The organism is Beijerinckiaceae bacterium (genome assembly GCA_004564215.1).
In the GTDB taxonomy this organism is placed as follows: domain Bacteria; phylum Pseudomonadota; class Alphaproteobacteria; order Rhizobiales; family Beijerinckiaceae; genus Methylocapsa.
This window is the reverse complement of the sequence record CP024846.1, coordinates 1,543,342-1,564,714: the sequence shown is the minus strand read 5'-3', so window position 1 is coordinate 1,564,714 and position 21,373 is coordinate 1,543,342. Positions and strand designations below refer to the sequence as shown.

The 21,373-nt window shown below is 59.4% G+C and carries 21 protein-coding genes and 1 pseudogene; 16 read left to right on the top strand and 6 right to left on the bottom strand.

Translation table 11 applies throughout. The annotated features are described in order from the left end of the window. Positions 1-115 precede the first annotated feature (115 nt). On the top strand, positions 116-1,453 hold the full coding sequence (locus CU048_07360) for a UDP-glucose 6-dehydrogenase (protein QBR71132.1): 1,338 nt from the start codon (positions 116-118) through the stop codon (positions 1,451-1,453). On the opposite strand, the gene CU048_07355 is transcribed toward CU048_07360, so the two are convergent. Then, positions 1,448-1,915, bottom strand: a complete 468-nt coding sequence (locus CU048_07355) for a DUF1348 domain-containing protein (GenBank protein ID QBR71131.1) — start codon at positions 1,913-1,915, stop codon at positions 1,448-1,450. The two genes, CU048_07360 and CU048_07355, sit on opposite strands and share 6 nt — an antisense overlap. A gap of 245 nt (positions 1,916-2,160) precedes the next feature. Here CU048_07355 and CU048_07350 point away from each other — a divergent pair, with 245 nt between their 5' ends. The 4 genes from CU048_07350 to CU048_07335 are packed head-to-tail and all read left to right on the top strand — an operon-like array spanning position 2,161 to position 6,410. Then, on the top strand, positions 2,161-3,309 hold the full coding sequence (locus CU048_07350) for a hypothetical protein (protein ID QBR71130.1): 1,149 nt from the start codon (positions 2,161-2,163) through the stop codon (positions 3,307-3,309). Continuing rightward, positions 3,306-4,280: a sulfate ABC transporter permease subunit CysT gene (locus CU048_07345; GenBank protein QBR71129.1), complete on the top strand. Its 975-nt coding sequence runs from the start codon at positions 3,306-3,308 to the stop codon at positions 4,278-4,280. The genes CU048_07350 and CU048_07345 overlap by 4 nt, the downstream gene beginning before the upstream one ends. Positions 4,281-4,326: 46 nt before the next feature. Continuing rightward, a complete protein-coding gene (cysW, locus tag CU048_07340) occupies positions 4,327-5,364 on the top strand; it encodes a sulfate/thiosulfate transporter permease subunit (protein QBR71128.1) in 1,038 nt (345 codons plus the stop codon). Next, positions 5,361-6,410: a sulfate ABC transporter ATP-binding protein gene (locus CU048_07335; protein ID QBR71127.1), complete on the top strand. Its 1,050-nt coding sequence runs from the start codon at positions 5,361-5,363 to the stop codon at positions 6,408-6,410. Before cysW ends, CU048_07335 begins: the two co-directional genes overlap by 4 nt. Positions 6,411-6,488: 78 nt before the next feature. On the opposite strand, the gene CU048_07330 is transcribed toward CU048_07335, so the two are convergent. Further along, a complete protein-coding gene (locus CU048_07330; GenBank protein ID QBR71126.1) occupies positions 6,489-6,719 on the bottom strand; it encodes a hypothetical protein in 231 nt (76 codons plus the stop codon). 923 nt (positions 6,720-7,642) lie between these two features. Here CU048_07330 and trkD point away from each other — a divergent pair. The 4 genes from trkD (at position 7,643) to CU048_07310 (ending at position 13,491) form a co-directional block, all read left to right on the top strand. Continuing rightward, entirely contained in the window at positions 7,643-9,571 is a 1,929-nt protein-coding gene (gene trkD / locus CU048_07325) for a potassium transporter Kup (protein QBR71125.1), read from the top strand. A 233-nt stretch (positions 9,572-9,804) separates the two neighbouring features. Next, positions 9,805-12,444 carry a DNA mismatch repair protein MutS gene (locus CU048_07320; GenBank protein QBR71124.1) on the top strand — a complete coding sequence of 880 codons (2,640 nt, stop codon included), beginning with the start codon at positions 9,805-9,807 and terminating at the stop codon, positions 12,442-12,444. Between the two features lie 69 nt (positions 12,445-12,513). Continuing rightward, entirely contained in the window at positions 12,514-12,960 is a 447-nt protein-coding gene (locus CU048_07315) for a MarR family transcriptional regulator (GenBank protein QBR72739.1), read from the top strand. 39 nt (positions 12,961-12,999) lie between these two features. After that, entirely contained in the window at positions 13,000-13,491 is a 492-nt protein-coding gene (locus CU048_07310; GenBank protein ID QBR71123.1) for a hypothetical protein, read from the top strand. A 12-nt stretch (positions 13,492-13,503) separates the two neighbouring features. Here the strand turns inward: CU048_07310 and CU048_07305 are convergent, their stop codons facing one another. After that, complete coding sequence (locus tag CU048_07305) at positions 13,504-13,989, bottom strand: Holliday junction resolvase RuvX (protein ID QBR71122.1); 486 nt, start codon at positions 13,987-13,989, stop codon at positions 13,504-13,506. Positions 13,990-14,078: 89 nt separating this feature from the next. Here CU048_07305 and CU048_07300 point away from each other — a divergent pair, with 89 nt between their 5' ends. Together CU048_07300 and CU048_07295 are read left to right on the top strand one after the other, a co-directional pair. Next, the gene (locus CU048_07300) at positions 14,079-14,777 is read left to right on the top strand and encodes a metal-dependent hydrolase (GenBank protein QBR71121.1); all 699 of its coding nucleotides are present in this window, start codon (positions 14,079-14,081) and stop codon (positions 14,775-14,777) included. A gap of 146 nt (positions 14,778-14,923) precedes the next feature. Then, on the top strand, positions 14,924-15,121 hold the full coding sequence (locus tag CU048_07295) for a hypothetical protein (protein ID QBR71120.1): 198 nt from the start codon (positions 14,924-14,926) through the stop codon (positions 15,119-15,121). A 148-nt stretch (positions 15,122-15,269) separates the two neighbouring features. On the opposite strand, the gene CU048_07290 is transcribed toward CU048_07295, so the two are convergent. Beyond that, the gene (locus CU048_07290) at positions 15,270-15,785 is read right to left on the bottom strand and encodes a hypothetical protein (protein ID QBR71119.1); all 516 of its coding nucleotides are present in this window, start codon (positions 15,783-15,785) and stop codon (positions 15,270-15,272) included. Further along, positions 15,773-17,197, bottom strand: coding sequence for a hypothetical protein (locus CU048_07285; protein ID QBR71118.1), 1,425 nt, complete (start codon positions 17,195-17,197; stop codon positions 15,773-15,775). Before CU048_07285 ends, CU048_07290 begins: the two co-directional genes overlap by 13 nt. A 484-nt stretch (positions 17,198-17,681) precedes the next feature. Here CU048_07285 and CU048_07280 point away from each other — a divergent pair, with 484 nt between their 5' ends. From CU048_07280 to CU048_07270, 3 genes are read left to right on the top strand one after another with little or no spacing between them, the layout of a single operon-like run. Then, positions 17,682-19,265 (top strand): signal recognition particle protein, encoded by a 1,584-nt coding sequence (locus tag CU048_07280; protein QBR71117.1) that lies wholly within the window; start codon positions 17,682-17,684, stop codon positions 19,263-19,265. Further along, entirely contained in the window at positions 19,265-19,486 is a 222-nt protein-coding gene (locus tag CU048_07275; GenBank protein ID QBR71116.1) for a hypothetical protein, read from the top strand. Before CU048_07280 ends, CU048_07275 begins: the two co-directional genes overlap by 1 nt. A 38-nt stretch (positions 19,487-19,524) precedes the next feature. Next, complete coding sequence (locus CU048_07270) at positions 19,525-19,884, top strand: 30S ribosomal protein S16 (protein QBR71115.1); 360 nt, start codon at positions 19,525-19,527, stop codon at positions 19,882-19,884. On the opposite strand, the pseudogene CU048_07265 reads toward CU048_07270, so the two are convergent. Next, a pseudogene (locus CU048_07265) lies at positions 19,882-20,001 on the bottom strand (SAM-dependent methyltransferase). The gene CU048_07270 and the pseudogene CU048_07265 overlap by 3 nt on opposite strands. A gap of 54 nt (positions 20,002-20,055) precedes the next feature. Here CU048_07265 and CU048_07260 point away from each other — a divergent pair. Both CU048_07260 and CU048_07255 read left to right on the top strand, forming a co-directional pair. Continuing rightward, positions 20,056-20,583, top strand: coding sequence for a 16S rRNA processing protein RimM (locus CU048_07260; protein ID QBR72738.1), 528 nt, complete (start codon positions 20,056-20,058; stop codon positions 20,581-20,583). 83 nt (positions 20,584-20,666) lie between these two features. Then, entirely contained in the window at positions 20,667-21,350 is a 684-nt protein-coding gene (locus CU048_07255; protein QBR71114.1) for a tRNA (guanosine(37)-N1)-methyltransferase TrmD, read from the top strand. The last annotated feature ends 23 nt before the right edge of the window (positions 21,351-21,373 follow it).

Genomic DNA, 21,373 nt, shown 5'->3' with positions numbered 1-21,373 from the left:
AGACTGTTGAAGGATCGCCCTGGATGCGACCATTTGCGGCATGGGTGGCCAGTTTTGTCGCAATCGTGTTATGGCTGCGCGCAACAGTATGAGCGGCGGTTTTTGGGGGTAAAAGATGCATATTGCAATGATCGGGTCCGGCTACGTAGGACTTGTTTCGGGAGCGTGTCTTGCGGATTTCGGGCATACGGTCGTCTGTATTGATACCGACGCGAAGAAAATCGAGGCCCTCAAGGCCGGCAAAATGCCAATTTTCGAGCCTGGGCTGCAGGATCTCGTCGCCAACAACGTTCGCCATCACCGCCTGTCCTTCTCGACTGAGCTTGAATCCGCGGTCGCAAGTTCCCAAGCTGTTTTCATAGCGGTTGGAACCCCCTCTCGCCGCGGCGACGGCCATGCCGATCTTTCTTTTGTCTATCACGCGGCGCGAACGATCGCCGGCGGCCTCGATGGGTTCACGGTGGTGGTCACGAAATCCACGGTTCCTGTCGGCACCGGCGATGAAGTCGAGCGAATCATTCGCGAAACCCGTCCGGACGCTGATTTCGCCGTTGTATCCAATCCGGAGTTCCTCCGCGAAGGGGCAGCGATCGACGATTTCAAGCGGCCGGACCGCATCGTCATCGGAGTAGAGGACCCACGCGCCGAAGCCGTCATGACTGAAATCTATCGTCCCCTCTATCTCAATCAGGCGCCGTTCCTTTTCACCAGCCGCAGGACTTCGGAACTGACCAAATACGCGGCCAACGCTTTTCTGGCCACTAAAATCACCTTTATCAACGAGATTGCCGACCTTTGCGAACAGGTTGGCGCCAATGTCCAGGACGTAGCGCGCGGAATCGGCCTCGACAAACGGATCGGCTCCAAATTTCTGCATGCAGGACCGGGGTACGGCGGTTCCTGCTTTCCAAAGGATACCCAGGCTCTGATCAAGACCGCCCAGGATCATGGTGCGCCGATCCGAATCGTCGAGGAGGTGGCCGCGGTCAATGATCAGCGCAAACGCGCCATGGCGCGCAAGGTCTTAGCGGCTTGCGGCGGCTCCGTTCGCGGGAAGACGATCGCGGTTTTGGGCCTGACTTTCAAACCCAACACCGACGACATGCGCGATTCTCCGGCAATTTCCATCATCACCGCGCTGCAGGACGGGGGTGCGCGTATCCATGCCTTCGATCCCGAAGGCATGGATCAGGCTCGCATGGTCCTTGAGGATCTGACTTTCTTTTATGATCCCTATTCCTGTTGCGACAAGGCCGAGGCACTGGTTATCGTGACCGAATGGGATGCCTTTCGGGCGCTTGACCTCGACCGCATCAAAACGCTGCTGGCCGCGCCTGTCATGGTCGATCTCCGCAATATTTACGACCCGGCGGATATGGCCAAGCGTGGCTTCGTTTATTCCGGCGTGGGTCGAGGCACCGTCGATCTCAAAGGCAAAGGCCCGGCTTCATAGGCCCAATTCGTTCAGGCCCGGATGATCGGTGGGACGCTGTCCGAGAGACCACAGAAATCTGCGGTCTTCGAATGCGATCGGCACATCATTGATGCTTGCCTCCCGGCGGCGCATCAGTCCGGCGCCATCGAATTCCCATTGCTCGTTGCCGTATGAACGGAACCAGTGCCCCGACTCGTCGTGCCACTCATATTGGAAGCGGACGGCGATCCGGTTTTCATGAAATGCCCAGAGTTCCTTGATCAATCGGTAGTCGAGTTCGCGAGCCCATTTCCGAACCAGGAAATCGATGATTTCGGTGCGTCCGAACAGAAACTCGGAACGGTTTCGCCATCGACTGTCTTCTGTATAGGCAAGCGCCACCCGGGTGGGATCGCGGCTGTTCCAGGCGTCTTCGGCAAGACGCACTTTCTTCGTCGCCGTTTCGAGGGTGAAAGGCGGCAGCGGCGGGCGATCGCTCATGAGGGCAGGCTCCCAACCAGACGTTCGCCATCGGTATAGCGGGCGAACAACGGGCTCAAGGGGGTACTCGAAAGAAAGGCAAACATGCCCTTATGGCGCCCGGGCTATTGACAAGTTATTTTCTATAGATTTAGTGAATAATACGTGGTCAAGTTTCCGATGCGGTGAGTTCTGGTCGGTGCCTGGTCTCGTTGTCAATTCTTACAAGGACCTGCGCACCCATGCTCCCTAAGTTCATATTGAAGATGGCTCACGCGCGCGGACACCGAAACCATGATTTCGTTGCCGCCCCACGGGTTCGAATCCGATGGCTTCACGCCGTGCTCCTGGGCTGCGTCGGCCTCTCAGTTGCCGCCGCGTCCGCTCCGGCGATCTGTGAGGAAAAAGCGCTTCTCAATGTTTCCTATGATCCGACCCGCGAGCTCTATTCAGACATCAACATTTTGTTCGCCGACGGCTACAAGTCCCGCACGGGCGCGGCGGTCGTGATCGAACAATCCCATGGCGGGTCAAGCAAACAGGCGCGGTCGGTCATCGATGGGCTCAAGGCCGACGTTGTCACACTCGCGCTCGCTTGGGACATTATCGCAATCGAACGTGCTGGGCTGATCAAGCCGGGCTGGCAGGAAAAATTGCCTTACAATTCCTCCCCCTATACCTCGACGGTCGGATTTCTCGTCCGCAAGGGAAATCCAAAAAACATCAAGGATTGGAAGGATTTAACCCGAGCCGGCGTGCAAGTGATCGTGCCGAACCCCAAGACCAGTGGCGCGGGACGCTGGGCCTTCCTTGCGCTATGGGGCGCGACGGCCCAAGCGAAGACCTATGATTTCTCCACGCCCGCAGGGCTGAAGGACTCCCTGGCGGCGGCGCGAAGCGCGGCGGAGTTTCCCATCTACAAGAATGCCAAATCGCGCGCGGCGATTGAAAACTTCTACAATAATCACGTGCCGGTCCTGGACACTGGCGCGCGCGGATCGACTGTGACTTTTGCCCAGAAACAGCTTGGCGACGTCCTTTTGAACTGGGAAAATGAGCTCTGGCTTGCGCTCGACGAATTCGGCAAGGACAAGTTCGAAATTGTCTATCCTTCGAGCAGCGTTCTTGGGGAACCCCCGGTGGCTGTCGTCGACGAAGTCGTCGACAAGAAAGGCACGCGGGACGTTGCCGAAGCTTATGTGAAGTTTCTTTATACGTCCGAGGCACAGGAAACAGTGGCGCAGCACCATTACCGGCCACGCGACATTGAAGCGTTGAAAAAGCATAGCGAGGAATTGCCGCCGATTCCGCTGTTCACCATCGACCAGAGCTTTGGGGGATGGGTGAAGGCGCATGAAGCCTTCTTCGCCGACGGCGCGCTGTTCGACCAGATTTACAGACCCAATACCAAATGAGCGAGCACGCGACGCCGGAACGCTTTCCTCAAGGATCACCGACGGGCCAATTGTTTCGCCCGTCGCGGCGTCGAGTGCGGCTCATTCCGGGACTGCAGCTTACCCTCGGGTACACGCTGTTTTATCTTTCGCTGATGGTCCTCATTCCCCTCGCCGGCCTGATTTTCAAGACCGCCGAGCTGACCTGGGCCGAATTCTGGCAAACCATCACCGATCCGATTGTCGTCGCGTCCTTTCAACTGACCTTCACGGCATCGGCGATTGCCGCGGGCATCAACGGCATCTTCGGATTGATCGTTGCCTGGGTCCTCGTGCGCGAGCCCTTCCCAGGCCGGCGACTCTTCGACGCGCTGATCGACTTTCCGTTTGCCCTCCCGACCGCGGTCGCCGGTTTGACGTTCAGTCAGCTTTATTTGGTGGATGGCTGGATTGGCGGATTCGGCCGCCACGTCGCGGGCGCGATCAACTGGGTCGCAGATCTTGCGGGATCGGGTGCGGTTTTGGCCCCAGACGCGCTGTCGTGGCTGAATTTTCCTTATTCCACCACGAATACCGGGATCGTCATTGTTCTGATATTTGTCGGGCTACCGTTTGTCGTGCGCACGGTACAGCCGGTGCTCCGCGACTGGGATACGGAATATGAATATGCAGCTTTGAGCCTTGGCGCCAATCGATGGACGATTTTGTGGCGTGTTGTCTTCCCTGAAATCTTTCCGGCTTGGCTCAGCGGGTTGGCTTTGGCCTTTGCGCGCGCGCTCGGCGAATATGGTTCGGTCATCTTCATCGCCGGGAATATTCCCGGCAAATCGCAGATCGCACCCTTGCAAATCGTCACCAAGCTTGATGACTTTCGCTATTCGCAAGCCACCGCGATCGGCGCGGTGTTGCTTTTCTTCTCGCTTGTCACATTGTTCGCGATCAACGGCCTCGAATGGTGGATGCGACGTCACGAAACCAGTCTCTCAGGATAACCACACGGCTGCCCTTCTTGGCGCATTTTCGAATTAAGGACTGGTTATGGCAGGTGCACCGCCAAGAAGTCAGGTCGTCGCGGCGTCCGGAAAGCTGGCCCCGCCGACCCAGCCGCTGATCCGCCGGATTCTCATTGCGACGACCGTGGGCTTTCTTACCCTCTTCATCATTCTCCCCGTGGTGAATGTTTTCGCGCAGGCTTTTTCCAAGGGGATCGGCGCGTACGTAAGTGTATTTCGTGTGGAAAGCCCGCCCGAAGGCGCTCCGTTAAGTCTCCCCGAGCGCCGAAAGCTCGCCTCGGACCGCGGTCAGGCCGACAAGACCTGGAGTTCAATCAGACTGACCATCGGCATTGGCGCGATCGTCGTTCCGCTCAACATTGTTTTCGGGCTCGCTGCCGCTTGGTCGGTCACGAAATTTCGGTTCAGGGGCCGTACCCTTTTGATCGCGTTGATCGACCTGCCGTTCTCCGTATCGCCAGTCATTGCGGGTCTCATTTTCGTTTTGCTGCTCGGCCGAAATGGAGTGTTCGGGAGCTGGGCCCCCGATTTGACTTGGCCAGATCCCTTCTCGCTCCACTGGCGGGGATTTGCGCAAGATTGGTGGCCGCTCGAATTCAACCGCAGCTTCACCGGTATTATCTTCACGCCCTTCGCGATTGCCTTGGCGTCGATCTTCGTAACTTTTCCCTTTGTCGCCCGCTCTCTGATCCCTCTCATGGAAACCCAGGGGTCCGACGAAGAAGTGGCAGCCCTTTCGCTTGGCGCGTCGGGCTGGCGGACCTTTTTCAAGGTCACCTTGCCTAATGTAAAATGGGCGTTATTTTACGGGATCGTGCTCTGCACGGCGCGCGTCTTCGGGGAATTTGGCGCGGTTTCGGTGGTTTCTGGCCACATCGACTCCAACGACACGATGCCGCTGCGCATCGAAAAACTCTGGAACGAATACAACAATCAGGCAGCCTTTAGCGTTGCCTCGTTGCTGGCGCTTCTGGCGGTCGTCACCTTGATTGTCCAAACGATTGTCGAGCATCAAGGCGGCAAGAGGGAAATTCGCCCATCCGAGGGAGAAGGGCCGCTATGAGTATCGAAGTTCGTCAGGTCAACAAATCGTTCAATCAGTCCAAGGTGCTCCGCGACGTCAGCCTGAAAGTGGAGACCGGGGAATTGGTCGCGCTGCTGGGGCCGAGCGGCTCCGGTAAGACAACGTTGTTGCGTGTGATCGCTGGCATGGAAAACGCCGATCCGGGCAGCGGAGCGGTCCTTTTCGACGGCCGCGACGTCTCCGATGAAGATGTGGGCAAACGCCGCATAGGCTTCGTCTTCCAGCATTACGCCCTTTTCAAGCATATGAGCGTGTTCGAAAATGTCGCCTTCGGGCTGCGCGCAAAGCCGTGGCGGGCCCGGCCCAAGGAGGCGGAAATTCGCGCCAAGGTCGACGAATTGCTGCACCTCGTGCAGTTGCAGAATTTCGCATCGCGCTACCCTTCGCAGCTTTCGGGGGGGCAGCGGCAGCGTATTGCTCTGGCCAGGGCGCTCGCCGTCGAGCCGCGCGTTTTATTGCTCGACGAGCCGTTCGGCGCCCTTGACGCCACGGTTCGGCGTGAATTGCGCCGGTGGCTTCGCAAATTACACAATCGGATTCATGTGACGACCCTCCTGGTCACGCACGACCAGGAGGAAGCGTTGGAGGTCTCGGACAGGGTGGCCGTGATGAACGAGGGGAGGATTGAGCAATTCGCCTCGCCGGAAGAAATCTATAACAACCCGGCCAATCCGTTCGTGTTCAAGTTTTTAGGCAATTACAATCTGTTTCATGGCCGCAAGGCCAATACTGACCAGGTCGCGGCGGCGGATTTGGTGGAGGAAGGCGGCGCGACCTTCGTGCGTCCCCACGACATTGAAATCAGGCGGGAAAATTTGGATGGCTCCGGCATTGAAGCGCGGATCAATCACATCGGCTTCGCGGGCTCGTTGGTCAATGTCGAACTCGCCCGCATCGACAACCAAGCGGTGGTCGATGCGGCGCTTCCCGCGCATGCCTACAAGGATTTGGGCCTGAAGCCGGAAGACAAGGTGTTCATAAGACTGCACAACCCTCGATCCTTCGACGAGGACTATTCGATCTAATCGGGGGAGGATCGCGCAGCACAAAGAAGATGGCGGCCTTCCGCCATCGCGTGCGATTGTTGAAGGCGAGGGATATTTCTACCGTTGGCTGATGGTGCCGACGGCTTCCTTCCACGCTGCTTCCGAGATGGATGTGCGCAGACAGCGAGCCAGCACTTCATATTTGCCGCGCTCCGATTGCGCCGCAAGACCGGTGCATTTTTCGCGCCCATCCGCCGGCGCGGTTGCCCAGATACCTGTGACTTCCGACCGATAACGAACTTCTTGATCCTGGCAGTGCGCCAGGGGCCGGGGATGCGCCAAGAACATCGCGCAAGACTTCTCGACGGAAAAGTCCGGCAAGTCTCTCGGTGGGGCTTCCGCCGACGCTGAAAAAGACATCGCCATAGCAGCGGCGACGAATGCTATTCTTTTCATGGCTAAACCTTCTCCCTGATCTTTCTTGGCTTGATTGAGAAGAACGGGTGCTGCCTCAATTATCGCCGGGTTCCTTCAGAGTTAACACAGATATATTGCATCCCACTTCAAGTTGAAATAGGTAACGCGCGGTTCTCGGACAAGGATGAAAACACACATTGATGTTTTCCATCAGCGCTTCGATTGTCAATGACCCGAATAGGTGAACATTAATCTCATCTATACACGGAACAGGCGCCGGGTTGCCCCATTCCTTCGAGCATGTGGCGGATTTCTTGGCCCTTTGATACCGCAACGACCCTGCTTAAGCTGAGGGCCCCTCCGTGTTACCTCTCTAGGCTGTGCGAATACTGAATTGAAACGATAATTGTAATTTAACTATCATACACGCGTAAATTGCATTCGTCAGCCATTTTTCGTAACCAGTTTTGATTTCGTACTAACTATTTGACAATTTTAGGTAAATTTTGCGGCGGATTGAGGCCGCCGCCATATTTGTGACCGCACGCCAAGCGGCACCCAAAGTCTGGTGCCCAAAATCGGTCGAAAGCGGCCAGATGGTTGTTAAGGTGTAGGTCAGGGACGAGCGCCGGTGAATGGCTCGAGCGGCTGATTTGCCAAGACAAGTGCGGGGTGCGGTTCCACACCGCGCGGAGCAGCAAAAAAACGGGGCGTAGACATATGTGTGGCGATATGGGACTTGAACCATTCGCACCGAGCCCCCTTCTCTCGGCCAGGATGAATGGCTATATTGCGTCGCAAAAAGCCGCCTTTGCTGGAGTGCCGGAGCATCGAGCGGCCTCGAGGGACATTTAATGGGGCATGAGATCGTGCAGGGGCAAAGTCCTCATGGCACCGCGCGGCCGGGGGAAGGCGACCCCGCTGTCCCACCAAAATCCGCCTTTGCGGCCATGGCGCTTGGTTCGCTTGGGGTTGTCTACGGCGACATCGGCACGAGCCCGCTCTATGCGCTGCGCGAATCGCTGCATCACGTTAAAGCTGCGGGTGTGCCCGAGTCGGGGGTCATCGGCACGGTTTCCTTGCTGCTTTGGGCGCTGTTTTTTACGGTCACCGCCAAATATGTCTTGTTTCTCATGCGCGCCGACAACAAGGGCGAAGGCGGCACGCTGTCCTTGATGGCGCTGGCCCAATCGGCGCTCGGCCGTCGCGTGGTGCCGGTGTTCTTTCTGGGTGTCGCCGGAGCGAGTTTGTTTTCGGGCGATGCCATGATCACCCCGGCGATCTCGGTTCTCTCGGCCCTTGAAGGGCTCGAACTCGTGACCCCCATCTTCTCCCCCTATATTCTACCTATTACGATTTTCACCCTGATCTCGATCTTCTGGGCGCAGTTTCACGGCACCGCGCGTGTTGCCGCCTTTTTCGGCCCGATCATGGCCGTGTTTTTTCTGGTTATCGGCCTGTTGGGAGCCAGCCATATTGGCGATGCGCCCGAGGTTCTGCGGGCCTTCAACCCGCTTTATGGTCTGCGCTTTCTGTTCGATCACGGCATGCTCGGCTTCGTCGTGCTCGGCTCGGTGTTCTTGGCGGTCACGGGAGCGGAAGCGCTCTATGCGGACATGGGCCATTTCGGACGTCTGCCCATTCAGACAGCCTGGCTCGTTTTCGTGCTTCCAGCCTTGACCCTGAACTATCTCGGTCAAGGCGCGCTCGTTCTCTCGGATCCCGCCGCCGGGGAGAATCCATTCTTTCTGCTCGCTCCGAATTGGGCGCTTTTGCCGCTGGTTATTCTTTCGACGGTCGCGACCGTCATCGCCAGTCAAGCCGTCATCACCGGCGCGTTCTCGCTGGCCCGCCAGGCCATTCAGCTCGGGCTGCTGCCCCGCATGCTCATTTTGCACACATCCGAGACCCAGGAAGGCCAGATCTTCATTCCCCGAATCAATCGGCTGCTTTTGTTCGGGGTTCTCCTCCTTGTCATCTTGTTCAAGAGTTCGAGCTCGCTCGCTTCCGCCTATGGGATCGCTGTTACCGGCACGATGGTGGTGACCACGGCGTTGGCCTTTGTCGTGGTGTGGAAATGCTGGCATTGGCCGGCGTGGCTCGCGGCGCTGTTTGTCTCCGGATTCCTTGCCATCGATATCGCATTTCTTGCCGCCAATCTGATGAAGATCGTCGACGGCGGCTGGGTTCCGCTGCTGCTTGCCGGCTGCTCGATGATCGTGATGTGGACTTGGGTTCGCGGGACCAAGCTTCTCACCGCCAAGTTCCGCCGCGACTCGATTCCCACCACCGATCTCATTCGGATGCTGGAAAAATCAAAACCGATGCGTGTTGCCGGCACCGCGATTTTCCTCACCGCCACGCCGGAGATCGCACCCTCCGCCTTGATGCATAATTTGAAGCACAACAAGGTGCTGCATGAACGTGTGGTGATCCTCTCTGTGGTCACCGGCGACACCCCTCGCGTTCCCGTGAGCAAGCGGCATGAAATCGAAAAGCTTTCCGATGATTTCACCCGCGTCACCTTGCGCTACGGCTATATGGAAAGTCCGCGCGTTCCCGCGGCGCTCGCCGCGCTCCGCAAAAGCGGCTTGAAGTTCGATATTATGACAACTTCGTTCTTCCTCGGCCGCTGGACCATTAAACCGGCGCCGAATTCCGGCATGCCCGTTTGGCAGGACAAGCTGTTCATCGCTTTGGCGCGGCAAGCCGCGAACGCGACCGACTTCTTCTCCATCCCATCCGATCGGGTGGTCGAGCTCGGTGCGCAGGTCACGGTGTAAGCGCGTTTCTGGTTTCGCCGCCCGTCCAAAAATGGCTGGCGGCGCGTTGCTTTTCGCCGAAAGCTGCGAATGGACCCGGCCCGCCCGGTGCATCGGGCCGCCGCTTTTGCTAGGCTGCGCCCATGCCAAAAAGCGCGGTCCCTCCTCCCGTATCGCCGGTCTCTCCGAAACCGGCTGCCGATCCCATCCGGCCAAGCCTTCCTGTTGAGGAAAGCGCTTCCAAGATTTCGCCGATGATGGCGCAATATCACGCCATCAAAACGCAAAATCCCGGCTCCCTCCTATTTTACCGAATGGGGGATTTCTACGAGCTGTTTTTCGAGGACGCCGAAATTGCCGCGCGGGCGCTCGGCATCGTTTTGACACGCCGCGGCAAGCACGAGGGCAAAGATATCCCCATGTGCGGCGTTCCGGTCGATCGCGCCGAAGATTACCTCAACCGGCTGATCGGCTTGGGCCATCGGGTGGCGGTCTGCGAACAGATCGAGGATCCGGCGGAGGCCAGGAAACGCGGCGGCAAATCCGTGGTCCGGCGCGAGGTCGTGCGCCTCGTGACCCCTGGTACGATCACCGAAGAACTTCTCCTCGATCCCGCCCGCGCCAACAATTTTTTGGCGATTGCACGGGCCGGCGGCGGCGAGGGGGCCTTCGGCTTGGCGGTCGTCGAAATCTCGACCGGAGCCTTCAGCGTCCTCGAGGCGTCCGAAGCCAGTCTGGAAGCCGAAATTTCGCGGATCGATCCGGCGGAAATCGTCGCCCCTGAAGGCTTGTTCACGCTTCCTTTCCTTGTCAGGCTCGGGCGCGAAACAAAGCTGCCGCTGACCCCGCTCGGCCGAGAAACCGGGGAGGGGCCAAACGCAGAGCGTCGCCTCAGGGATTATTTCGGCCTCGCGACCTTGGATGGATTGGGCGCCTTGTCAAACGCGGAAATCGCCGCCGCCGCCGTTGCGATCTTTTATATCGAGCGCACCCAGTTCGGTGCCAGGCCACCCTTGAGCCTACCCGCCCGGCTCACGCGTGCGACCCGGATGGACATCGATGCTCCGACAAGAGCCAATCTGGAGCTCACGCGAACCTCATCGGGGGGCCGGGAAGGATCGCTTCTCGCGGCGATCGATGTGACGGTGACTCCGGCCGGCGGCCGGCTTCTCGCCGAACGTTTGGGCGCTCCGCTGACTGAGCCCAAAAAGATTGCGCGCCGCCTGGACGCGGTGTCATTTTTTGTAAATGAAGCGCGCGTGCGAAAGGCCCTGCGGGCCTGCCTGAGGGCCGCGCCCGACATCAACCGCGCCTTGTCGCGCATCGCGGTCAATCGGGGAGGACCGCGCGATCTCGCAGCACTCCGCGATGGGCTTGCCGCCGCCGAGTCGCTCGCCAGTATGCTTTCCGAAACAGGCGGGCTTCCGCGAGAATTGGCCGAAGCGGGCGAAGCCATTGCGGGGATCGATCCGCACCTTTTCACGCGCCTTGAGCAGACGCTTGCCGAAAGCTTGCCGCTCAATCGGCGCGACGGCGGCTTTGTTCGGATCGGCCATGACCCGGACCTTGATGAACTGCGGGCGCTTCGCGATGAAAGCAGGCGCGTGATCGCAGCGCTGCAACTTCACTATTGCAACCTCGTCGGGATCAAGCAGCTCAAGCTCAAACATAATCATTTTCTCGGCTATTTCATCGAGGTTCCGCAGGCGCAGGGCGAGCTTCTGTTGAAGCCGCCGCACGACGCCACCTTCATGCATCGTCAGACCATGGCCGATGCGATGCGTTTTTCAACGAAAGAGCTGGCCGAACTCGAAGCGAAGATTTCATCCGCGGCCGATCAGGCGCTCGTTCGAGAGCAGGCCATCTTCGAGGCCCTCCGCGAACTATTGATCAGCCGCCAGGATTCGCTCAAACGTCTGGCTCACGCGCTCGCCGAAATCGACATCGCGGCGGCGCTGGCCGAATTGGCCGAAACTCTGAATTGGACGCGGCCGGAGGTCGATGGCTCGCTTTGCTTCGAGATCGAGGCCGGGCGACATCCCGTCGTTGAAGCCTCGCTACGGTTGAGCGGCCATGCCTTTGCGGCAAATGATTGCAGGCTTTCCGGCATCCCCGGCAAAGGCGGACGGATCGCGGTCGTGACCGGCCCCAACATGGCTGGCAAATCCACATACCTGCGGCAAAATGCACTGATTGCGGTGCTGGCTCAAATCGGTTCCTATGTGCCGGCAAGGAGCGCGCATATCGGAGTAGTCGACAAGCTGTTTTCGCGGGTCGGCGCCGCGGATGATCTCGCGCGCGGCCGATCGACCTTCATGGTCGAAATGATCGAGACGGCTGCGATCCTTAACCAGGCCAGCGAACGTTCGCTTGTCATTCTCGATGAGATAGGACGTGGTACTGCCACATTCGACGGTCTTTCCATCGCCTGGGCTGTGGTGGAGCATCTGCACGAAAAGAACCGGGCGAGGGCGCTGTTCGCGACGCATTTTCATGAATTGACGCGGCTTGTCGAAAATCTTGACCGGCTCGACAATTTGACGGTGCGGGTAACCGATTGGCATGGCGATATTGTCTTTTTGCATGAGATCGTTGCCGGAGCCGCCGACCGTTCCTATGGAATTCAGGTCGCCAAACTTGCCGGGCTTCCGGCACCGGTCGTCTCCCGCGCGCGGGCGCTGTTGGCGGAATTCGAGGCGGCCGAACGGCTCAATCAGGCGGAGAGGTCAGTGGCCGATCTGCCTTTGTTTGCGCCTAGCGCGGGGCCGGGCGCGCCAGCCCAAAGCGATGCACTTGGCCAGGCCATTGACGCGATCGATCCGGACGAACTTTCCCCGCGCGCCGCAATGGAGGCGCTTTATCGGCTTAAAAACCTTCGCGCAGGACAGCGCTGACACTGCGGCAGCCTCTGTTGCGCAGCGACAGATCATCACAAGGATCGCCTAATGTCTGAAACGGACGCGATGCCGAAGCTCGACCAGCAGCTGTGCTTTGCGGTCTATTCGACCATGCACGCCATCAACAAAGCCTATGTTCCGCTGCTTGAAAAACTCGCGCTGACCTATCCGCAATATCTTGCAATGATGGTGCTCTGGGAAGCCGATGATTTGACCGTCAAGCAGTTGGGCGAACGGCTCTTCCTCGACTCCGGGACATTGACGCCGCTGTTGAAGCGGCTCGAAACCATGGGTCTTGTCAATCGCGCACGGGATCCCAAGGACGAACGTCAGGTGCGCCTGAAGCTCACTGAAAAAGGCAAGACGCTTCGGCGCGACGCGCAGGCCGTGCCAGCCCAGATCGCGCGGGCGATGGGACGTCCGGCGGACGATCTGAAGGGGGTGCGCAAGGAACTGCGGAAAATCCGCAATGCCCTGTTGGAGAGCCGCGCTTCGAGCCAAACCGCGGATTGAAAAATGATGCAACCGGGCGGGCGTGGTTGAAGGACGAACATGCAGGATTCCATCGTCGGCAGTATCATTGCTTTTGTTTTCGAAAATTTCTCGGCGATTCTTTTTGCGCTGGCGCTGATCTGCGCCGCCATCGACCGTCGGCGCCCCGCAGCCGCCCGAATTCTGTCGTGGCTGTTGCTTCTGCCCATCGGCCTCGGCGGTTTGTGGGCTGGTTTCTTTCACATTGCCTATCCAGATGTCGCGGCCAAATTCATCGGCTGGAAGGACAGCCCCTTTCAATTCGAGGTCGGCATGGCGGATTTGGCCTTCGGCGTTGCCGGCTGTGTCGCCTTTCGCGCGAGCTATGGATTCAAGGCCGCGACCGTCCTGGTGAATGCGATCTTTTTGCTGGGCGATGCGATCGGGCATGTGCACCAGATGATGGCTGCGGGAAATTTCGCGCCCGGCAATGCCGGAGCGGTCTTTTACCTCGACATTATTTTGCCGGTGACGACGATCATTCTCTTGCTGATGTCCCGCGGCGCTCGGTGAACCCTGACTCCGTCAATTTTGGACGTTCCCCAGCCAGCGCAAACGGTCGAGCGCGCCTTGCAGGATAAAGGCAGCCGCCATTTTGTCGACGACTTCGGCGCGCTTGGCGCGGGATGCATCCTGCTCGATCAGTGTCCGCGTGACCGCCATGGTCGAAAGACGTTCGTCCCAGAAAATGCAAGGCCGGGTCGAGAGCGCGCCGAAATTGCGGACAAAGGCGCGGGTCGCCTGCGCGCGGGGGCCCTCGCTCCCGTCCATATTGAGCGGCAGGCCGATGACAAGCGCCGCCACCTCGAATTTCTCCGCAAGCGCGATGAGGCGGGCCGAGTCCTTGGTGAATTGGGTACGCTTGATCGTCTCCAGTGGCGTGGCGATCCGCCGCTCGACGTCGGATAGCGCAAGGCCAATGGTCTTGGTGCCGAGGTCGACCCCGATGAGCCGCTCGCGCGGCCCGATACGAAGCGCTAAATCGTCGAGGTCCAAAACTTCCGCCGCCATCCCGCTCTCGTTTATATGTTAAGAGGGCCGGCCCGCTCACCGGCACCCCTTTCGTCCCAGTTCCTTTGCCCGCTTTCGTGGAGGTTACCATGAACTTGATTTGGCTCGGCCATTCCGCTTTCCGCATCGAACTCGGTCCGGCCACCATTTTGATTGACCCGTTTCTGACCGGAAATCGAAAATTCCCCGGCACGGTGGCGGCGGCGAGCGAAGGCGTAACCCACATCCTGCTCACGCATGGCCATGACGATCATATCGGCGATACTCTAGATATAGCCAAGGCGACAGGCGCGCAGATCGTCTCGAACTTCGAGGTCTGTATGTATCTGAATTCCCAAGGCGCGGCGAACATCAACCCCGGCAATTTGGGCGGGACAATCGATTGCGGCGCCTTCAGCGTGAGCTTCACCCAGGCCTTGCATTCGTCGGGAACCGTGCTGAACGGGCAATCCGTCTATCTCGGCAATCCCATGGGCATCGTCCTCAAGCCAAAGCAAGGCCCGAGCATTTATCACATGGGCGACACCGAAATATTTTCCGACATGGCGTTGATCGCCGAAGTCCACGCGCCAAAAATCGGGATCGTGCCGGTCGGCGACCGTTTCACCATGAGCGGGACAACCGCGGCGCTCGCGGTCAAACGGTTTTTCGACTTCGACACGGTGGTGCCGTGCCACTACGGAACCTTCGATATGATCGACCAGGACGCGAACGAATTCGTCGCGGCCATGCAGGGCCACAAAACCAAGATCGCGGTGCTCGCTCCCGGCGGGGCCTTGGCGCTTTGACCGGCTCGCCTTGCGTTCGGAAGGCAGGCGATTAGATATCGAGAGGGGACCATGGACCGCCAGCGTTTCAAATCGGAACGCTCGGGCCTAAACCGCATGAGCCTGGAAAGCTTAGCTTTTCAGGGGCCGTGCCTCCGGAGAGCGCTATGGGCAATTTTTTCGGCAATATCGACGATTCAGCCTTTCAAAGCATGCACTTCACCGGAAGTGGCTGGCTCGGCGCCTTCTTCATCGTCGGCGCGATGATTGTTTTCGGGCGCCTGTTCATGAATTGGCAAATGAAGAAAATTGAGCGGGCCTCTCGCGAGGCCGCCGACCACGACGCATCGGGGGTTGATAAGTAGTCGGCGGGGGCAACGGGCAATGGGCGATTGCCAGGACGCCGGTTGGTTGGTTGAAATTCAGTATGTGCGCCAGGAGTAGACATTTGGTGTTAAAACGGCTGGCCCGGCGTGCCGTATGATGTCCCCACGCTCTGACTCATACGCATTGTCACAAGATGGCGGGCCAAGGGACGGGCGTCTCGATTGCGGATAGCCTTCGGTAAAGGTCCCGGGCTTTTTCAATCCTGCCGTTCTCAGTCTTTTCCGGCTTACGGCGCGCCGTTTCCATCCACGGATCGCTGTGCCCCTCCTTGGCAAGAAACACGACGGTGGCCACCAGCTCCAACTCGATCGCATCTGCCGCCGCCGCCTCCGCTGCCAGACGGCGACGAGCAAGGGGAACAGACGAGCTAGGGTGTTCACCGACAACGTAAGTCGAGTACGTGCCGCCCCAAGATGCCTGCTGCTCGGTTTCACTCAACAAGCCAAGTAGGCCGGCGTCGCGGGCGGCCGTGGCCAGATCCTCGCTGTACGGGCCATAATGCTTGTAGGCAAAGGGCAAGCCGTCTTCGAGACCGGTGACACTCAGTAGGTAGGCGACCTTTTGGAGGCGAGTGCGACCGACAATGCGACCGCCCGCATCACGGACTATGCCAGCTGCCTTTGCGGCGTTTACGTACGACATGTTGCGATCTCCCCTTCCACGATGCGCCTCACGGTATCCCGCGCCGTCGTATCAGTCTCGTCCGCATAGGCGCGGAACAGCTTGTATGTCTTCAAGGCGGCCACGACGCTTGAGCGCTCCTTCAGATCGACCAGCGTCCCGCCGTCCGTGCGAATGTTAATGCGATCGAGGGGCCCCTTGGACTGGCCAACGGGCTTATACGGCGAGCGCTCGTCGTGGTCGATCAATATGCGGGGACGCCCCTCCCCGTTACTGGTGACCCATTCGGTTAATTTTGAACTAATTCCCGCACAGCACTTGTCGATCTTCTCGATAACATTGTCATCATTGATGCTCTTTGGATCCAGTACATGTGCCACTTGCGTACGGATATCGTGGCATTTGTATAGCTTGCGGTCTCGGAGCCGGGCTGCGAATCCCGCAACGAGGGGATCGGTCGCTTCGGCCATCTGAGTGAGCGCCCCCCAGATCACGGCGTCGTCCAGCATCAGCGCGACATCGATATCGTCGGGGCGCTGTGCGAAGCGCACAATTGGGTGGTTTGCTGGCAGTCCCGTTGTGGTCACCATACCGTCGAGGACGAGTGTCACCACCCGAACCAGAAGCTCTGTGAATATCTTCTCTGCTCCGCGAGTAGCCTTATGGAAATAGACGGTTGGATAGAGTTGGAAGAGACCAAGGACAAAGGCTTCCGCCGCATAGATCGCCTTGGGTCCTAGAACGAAGGTCTCGACCTTACCGATCGGCATATCGTCTACACCCACAGGTACAGATCCGATTTCAAGATTCGCGATCAACCATCGGAAGTCGATTGCCGCATGTTGGGTGCCTGTCATCATGCGGTCGCGGCGCATGTAGTCGAGGCGGTCGGCATCGAATTGGCTCGACACAACAGCGTGCTGTACAGTCCTAATTCCGTCCTTTTGTATGATGTCGGCAACGTCGTTGGCGAAGCCGCTCCCCAACTCGTTGAGAACCTCCGAAACCTCGCTCTGCCTGATGAGGGCATCGCTCATGTTCTCATGGTCTGCGAGTTTCAGACCGAGCCGGCTTCCGACTTTCTCGAATGCGTGACTGAATGGGCCATGTCCGAGGTCATGAACGAGCGCGGCCGCAAGAGCTCGCCTTTCCTTGCTGTCCTGGTCTACTACGTGGCGTTGAACCACCGCCATCAGCTGGCGGGCGGTGTGGAAGACGCCAACGCTGTGGGCGAAGCGCGAATGGCTAGCCCCTGGGTAGATCAGATCAGAAAAGCCGAGTTGTTTCACCCGGCGCAGTCGCTGGAAAGGGCGAGTCTGCACAACCTTCCACAGGGTGCGTTCTAGCTCCGAGGTCGAAAATTCGATCAAGTCATGCAATGGGTCGCGAATGCGTTGGTTAGACATCTTAATGCCTGGAGTCTTTGTTCTCATTTTGTTCTAATCCAACGCGCTATGCAAGCTATTTCTGATTCTTCATTTGGCGGAAAGGTCAACCGCCCCTTTCGAACGTTCAAGAACAACATTCTGAGCCAGTCCGCTTGGGTCACGACCAATACTCAAAACTGAGCCGCCACCCGCTCCCCACCCCCTTCCTTGACTTCCGCCCCCGCGCGGGCCAAAAGGCACTGTCCTCCGTTTGAGGGTTGGTTTCGAGCGCTCCGCCTTGTCCTGGGAGGCAAGCGGTGAACGTCCGGCGGCGCGTTGCGCTCCCGGGCGCGTTTGGCGTTGCGAAGCCTAAACTTAGGCTTTTCCGCGCGGAACAGCCCTGAGCGGTCCAAGACACGGCATGATCGGGATCATGCCCTTATCTGTTTGTTTTTGGGCATGATCCTGTCCGAAAAGTCTGCAACTTTTCGGGATCATGCCCTAGGGGTTTTCGGCCGCTTCGTGCGGCTACTGCGACAGGATCAAGCGCATGTTCGAAGGGCTTTCGGAAAAGCTCTCAGGCATATTGGACAAGCTCACGCGGCGTGGCGCGCTCTCGGAAGAGGACGTCAACCTCGCGCTGCGCGAGGTTCGCCGCGCTTTGCTCGAAGCCGATGTCGCGCTCGACGTGGCGCGCTCCTTCGTGGACAAGGTGCGCGCGCGCGCGGTCGGCGCCAATGTCGTCAAATCGGTGACGCCCGGCCAGATGGTTGTCAAGATCGTCAACGATGTGCTGATCGAGACGCTCGGCTCCGATGCCGATCATATCGATCTCGACGCGGCGCCGCCGGTTGCGATCATGATGATCGGCCTGCAAGGCGCGGGCAAGACCACGACCACGGCCAAAATCGCCAAGCGCCTGTCCGAGCGGATGAAGCGCAAGGTGCTGATGGCCTCGCTCGACGTCAAGCGTCCGGCCGCGCAGGAACAGCTCGCCGTGCTCGGCCGCCAGGTCGAAATCGATACTTTGCCAATCATCCCCGGCCAGACCCCGGTGCAGATCGCCAAGCGCGCCGAGCAGGCCGCGCGGCTGCAAGGCTATGATGTCGTCTTGCTCGACACCGCCGGCCGCACGCATATCGACGAAGCGCTGATGGAGGAGATGGTCGAGATCAAGGCGGCCTCGAAACCGCATGAGATCCTGCTCGTCGCCGACAGTCTGACCGGCCAGGACGCGGTCCATCTCGCCAAAAGCTTCGATGATCGCGTCGGCCTGACCGGCATTGTGCTGACCCGGATCGATGGCGACGGGCGCGGCGGCGCGGCGCTCTCCATGCGCGCCGTGACCGGCAAGCCGATCAAGCTGCTCGGCACCGGCGAAAAGATGGACGCGCTGGAGGATTTTCATCCCTCCCGCATCGCCAACCGCATTCTCGGCATGGGCGACATTGTTTCGCTCGTGGAAAAAGCCGCCGAGTCGATCGACGCGGAAAAGGCCCGCCGCATCGCCGGCAAGATGCGCAAGGGCAAGTTCGATCTCGAGGATTTGTCGGACCAGCTTTCCCAGGTCGAGAAGATCGGCGGCCTTGGCGGAATCATGGGGATGATGCCGGGCGTTGCCAAAATGAAGGAGCAGCTCGCGTCCGCCAATCTCGACGATCGCGTCATCAAGCGTCAGCGCGCTATTATCTCGTCGATGACCCGCGAGGAGCGGCGCAATCCCGACGTGCTCAAGGCTTCGCGCAAAAAGCGTGTCGCGGCGGGATCTGGCACCCGCGTCGAGGACGTCAACAAGCTTTTGAAACAGCATCGGCAGATGGCCGACATGATGAAGTCGATGGGCGGCGCCAAGCGCGGCAGCCCGATGGGCAAGATGGCCTCGATGCTGGGTCTTCCGGGCGGCAATTCCATGGGCGGCATGCCGCAACCGACGCCCGAGCAGATCGCCGCCATGCAAAAGCAAATGGGTCAGCGCCAGATCGGGCCAGGGCCGGGACAGGCGGTCAAACCCAGCATGAAGCCGCCGGCCGGCAAGCCCGAGGCGCCGGCCTTGCCGGGTCTTGGGGGCGCGAAGCTTCCAGGCCTTGGCGGCGGCCTGTTCAGCGGGCTCAATCCCTTCGGAAAGAAGAAATAATGGCCGAGGCCGACAATCTCATCCTCGAGCATTTGCGTCATATGCGCGGGCAGCTCGATCGTGTGGAAAATAGATTAGAGGATGTCATCGTGCGCCTCGGCCACCTCGAGCGTTCCGTCGCCGACCATTCGGTGCAGCTCGCCGAGGTCAATACCAAGCTCGATCGCCTCGACGGGCGGGTCGCGCGCATCGAAAAGCGGCTCGATCTCGTCGAAGGTTAGACATTGTTTAGCTGTTCATCTGTTGAAAGGAAGTACACATGCCTTTGAAAATTCGTCTGTCGCGGGGCGGCGCCAAGAAGCGGCCGTTCTATCGGGTTGTGGTCGCCGATTCACGCATGCCGCGCGACGGCAGATTCATCGAACGTCTCGGCACCTTCGATCCGCTGAAGGCCAAGGATTCGGCCGCCCGCGTCGTGCTCGATCAGGAAAAGGTTCAGGCTTGGATCGCCAAGGGCGCGCAGCCGACCGATCGTGTCGCCCGGTTGCTCGATGGTTTGGGCCTCCTCAAGCGCGCGCCGGGAAACAATCCGAAACAGGCTTTGCCGAGGAAAAAGGCGCAGGAACGCGCCGCGGCGGCGGAAAAAGCGGCGGCCACACCGGCAGCTCCGGCGGCCTAGAGCGGGATGAGGAAAAGTGGAAACCGGTTTTCCGCCCGCATCCCGCTCTAAGCTTTTGGAATCGATCACGTTCATGATTTTGGATTGAGTCAATCCAAAATCATCGTGATCTAAGGCCCCGTCTTCCTTGCGCGAACGAATCTGCGTTTCGCCGAAATGTTTTGGGACGCCATGGTCAAGGATCGCATCCTCGTCGGCCGATTTGGCGCCCCGCACGGCGTCGGCGGCGAGCTGCGGCTCAATTCCTTCACCGGCGTTCCGCGTGCGATTGCATCCTACAAACCTCTCCTTGATGCGACGGGGACGCGGCAATTCTCAATTGCCGCGCTGCGTCCACTCAAGGACGGGCTCTTTGTGGCGCGGATCGCCGGGGTCAACGACCGCGAGGGCGCAAAGGCTTTGACCAATGTCGAGCTTTATGTGCCGCGCCAATGCTTGCCCACGGTCGAAGAGGAAGAATTCTATCTTGCCGATCTGATTGGTCTTTCTGCGATGAACGAGACGGGCGAGCCGATCGGCAAGGTCGTTCAGGTCGTCAATTTCGGTGCCGGCGATATTTTGGAAATTGCCCGCGCCGATGGCGGCGAGACATTGCTCTTGCCGTTCACCAAGGCGATTGTTCCCCACGTCGATCTTGAGGCCGGCAAAGTTACCGTGGTGCCGCCCGAGGAGATCGAGGCCAAGCCTTCCGAAGCATGATCCCGAAGAGCTGCAGAGTTTTCGGATAGTCAGTGCCAAGAACAAACGGGCCGGAGGTTCTTCGGCCGGAGCGTTGATCCCTCATGTGGCAGGCGACAGTCTTCACGCTGTTTCCGGAGATGTTTCCGGGCCCGCTCGGCGTCTCGCTCGCTGGCGAGGGTTTGTCACGCGGTATCTGGGCCCTGGATACCCACGACATCCGCGCGCATGGCCTTGGCCGGCATAGAGCCGTCGACGATACGCCGGCCGGCGGCGGCCCCGGCATGGTGATCCGCGCCGATGTGCTGAGCGCGAGTCTCGACGCCAACCTCGATCAGGACGACCGGCGGCCGCGCTTATTGCTCAGCCCGCGCGGCGCGGCGCTCACCCAGGCGCGCGTGCGGGCGCTTGCGGCCGGTGAGGGCGTGGTCTTGATCTGCGGCCGGTTCGAGGGCGTCGATGAGCGGGTGATCGCCGCGCGAAGCCTCGAAGAAATTTCGATCGGCGATTATGTGCTCTCCGGCGGTGAGATCGCCGCCATGGTGGTGTGTGATGCCTGCGTGCGGCTTTTGCCCGGCGTGATGGGCAAGGAAGCCTCCGGCACGGATGAAAGTTTTGAGGCAGGGCTGCTCGAATATCCGCATTTTACTCGTCCGCGCGAATGGGAGGGAAGGGAGATCCCCGAAGTGCTGCTGTCCGGCGACCATGCGAAAATCAAGGCCTGGCGCGAGGCCGAAGCGCTCAGGATCACGCGCGAGAGAAGGCCGGATTTGCTCAAGCGGAAATAAGCGCGGCCTGCCGAAGACGGTTC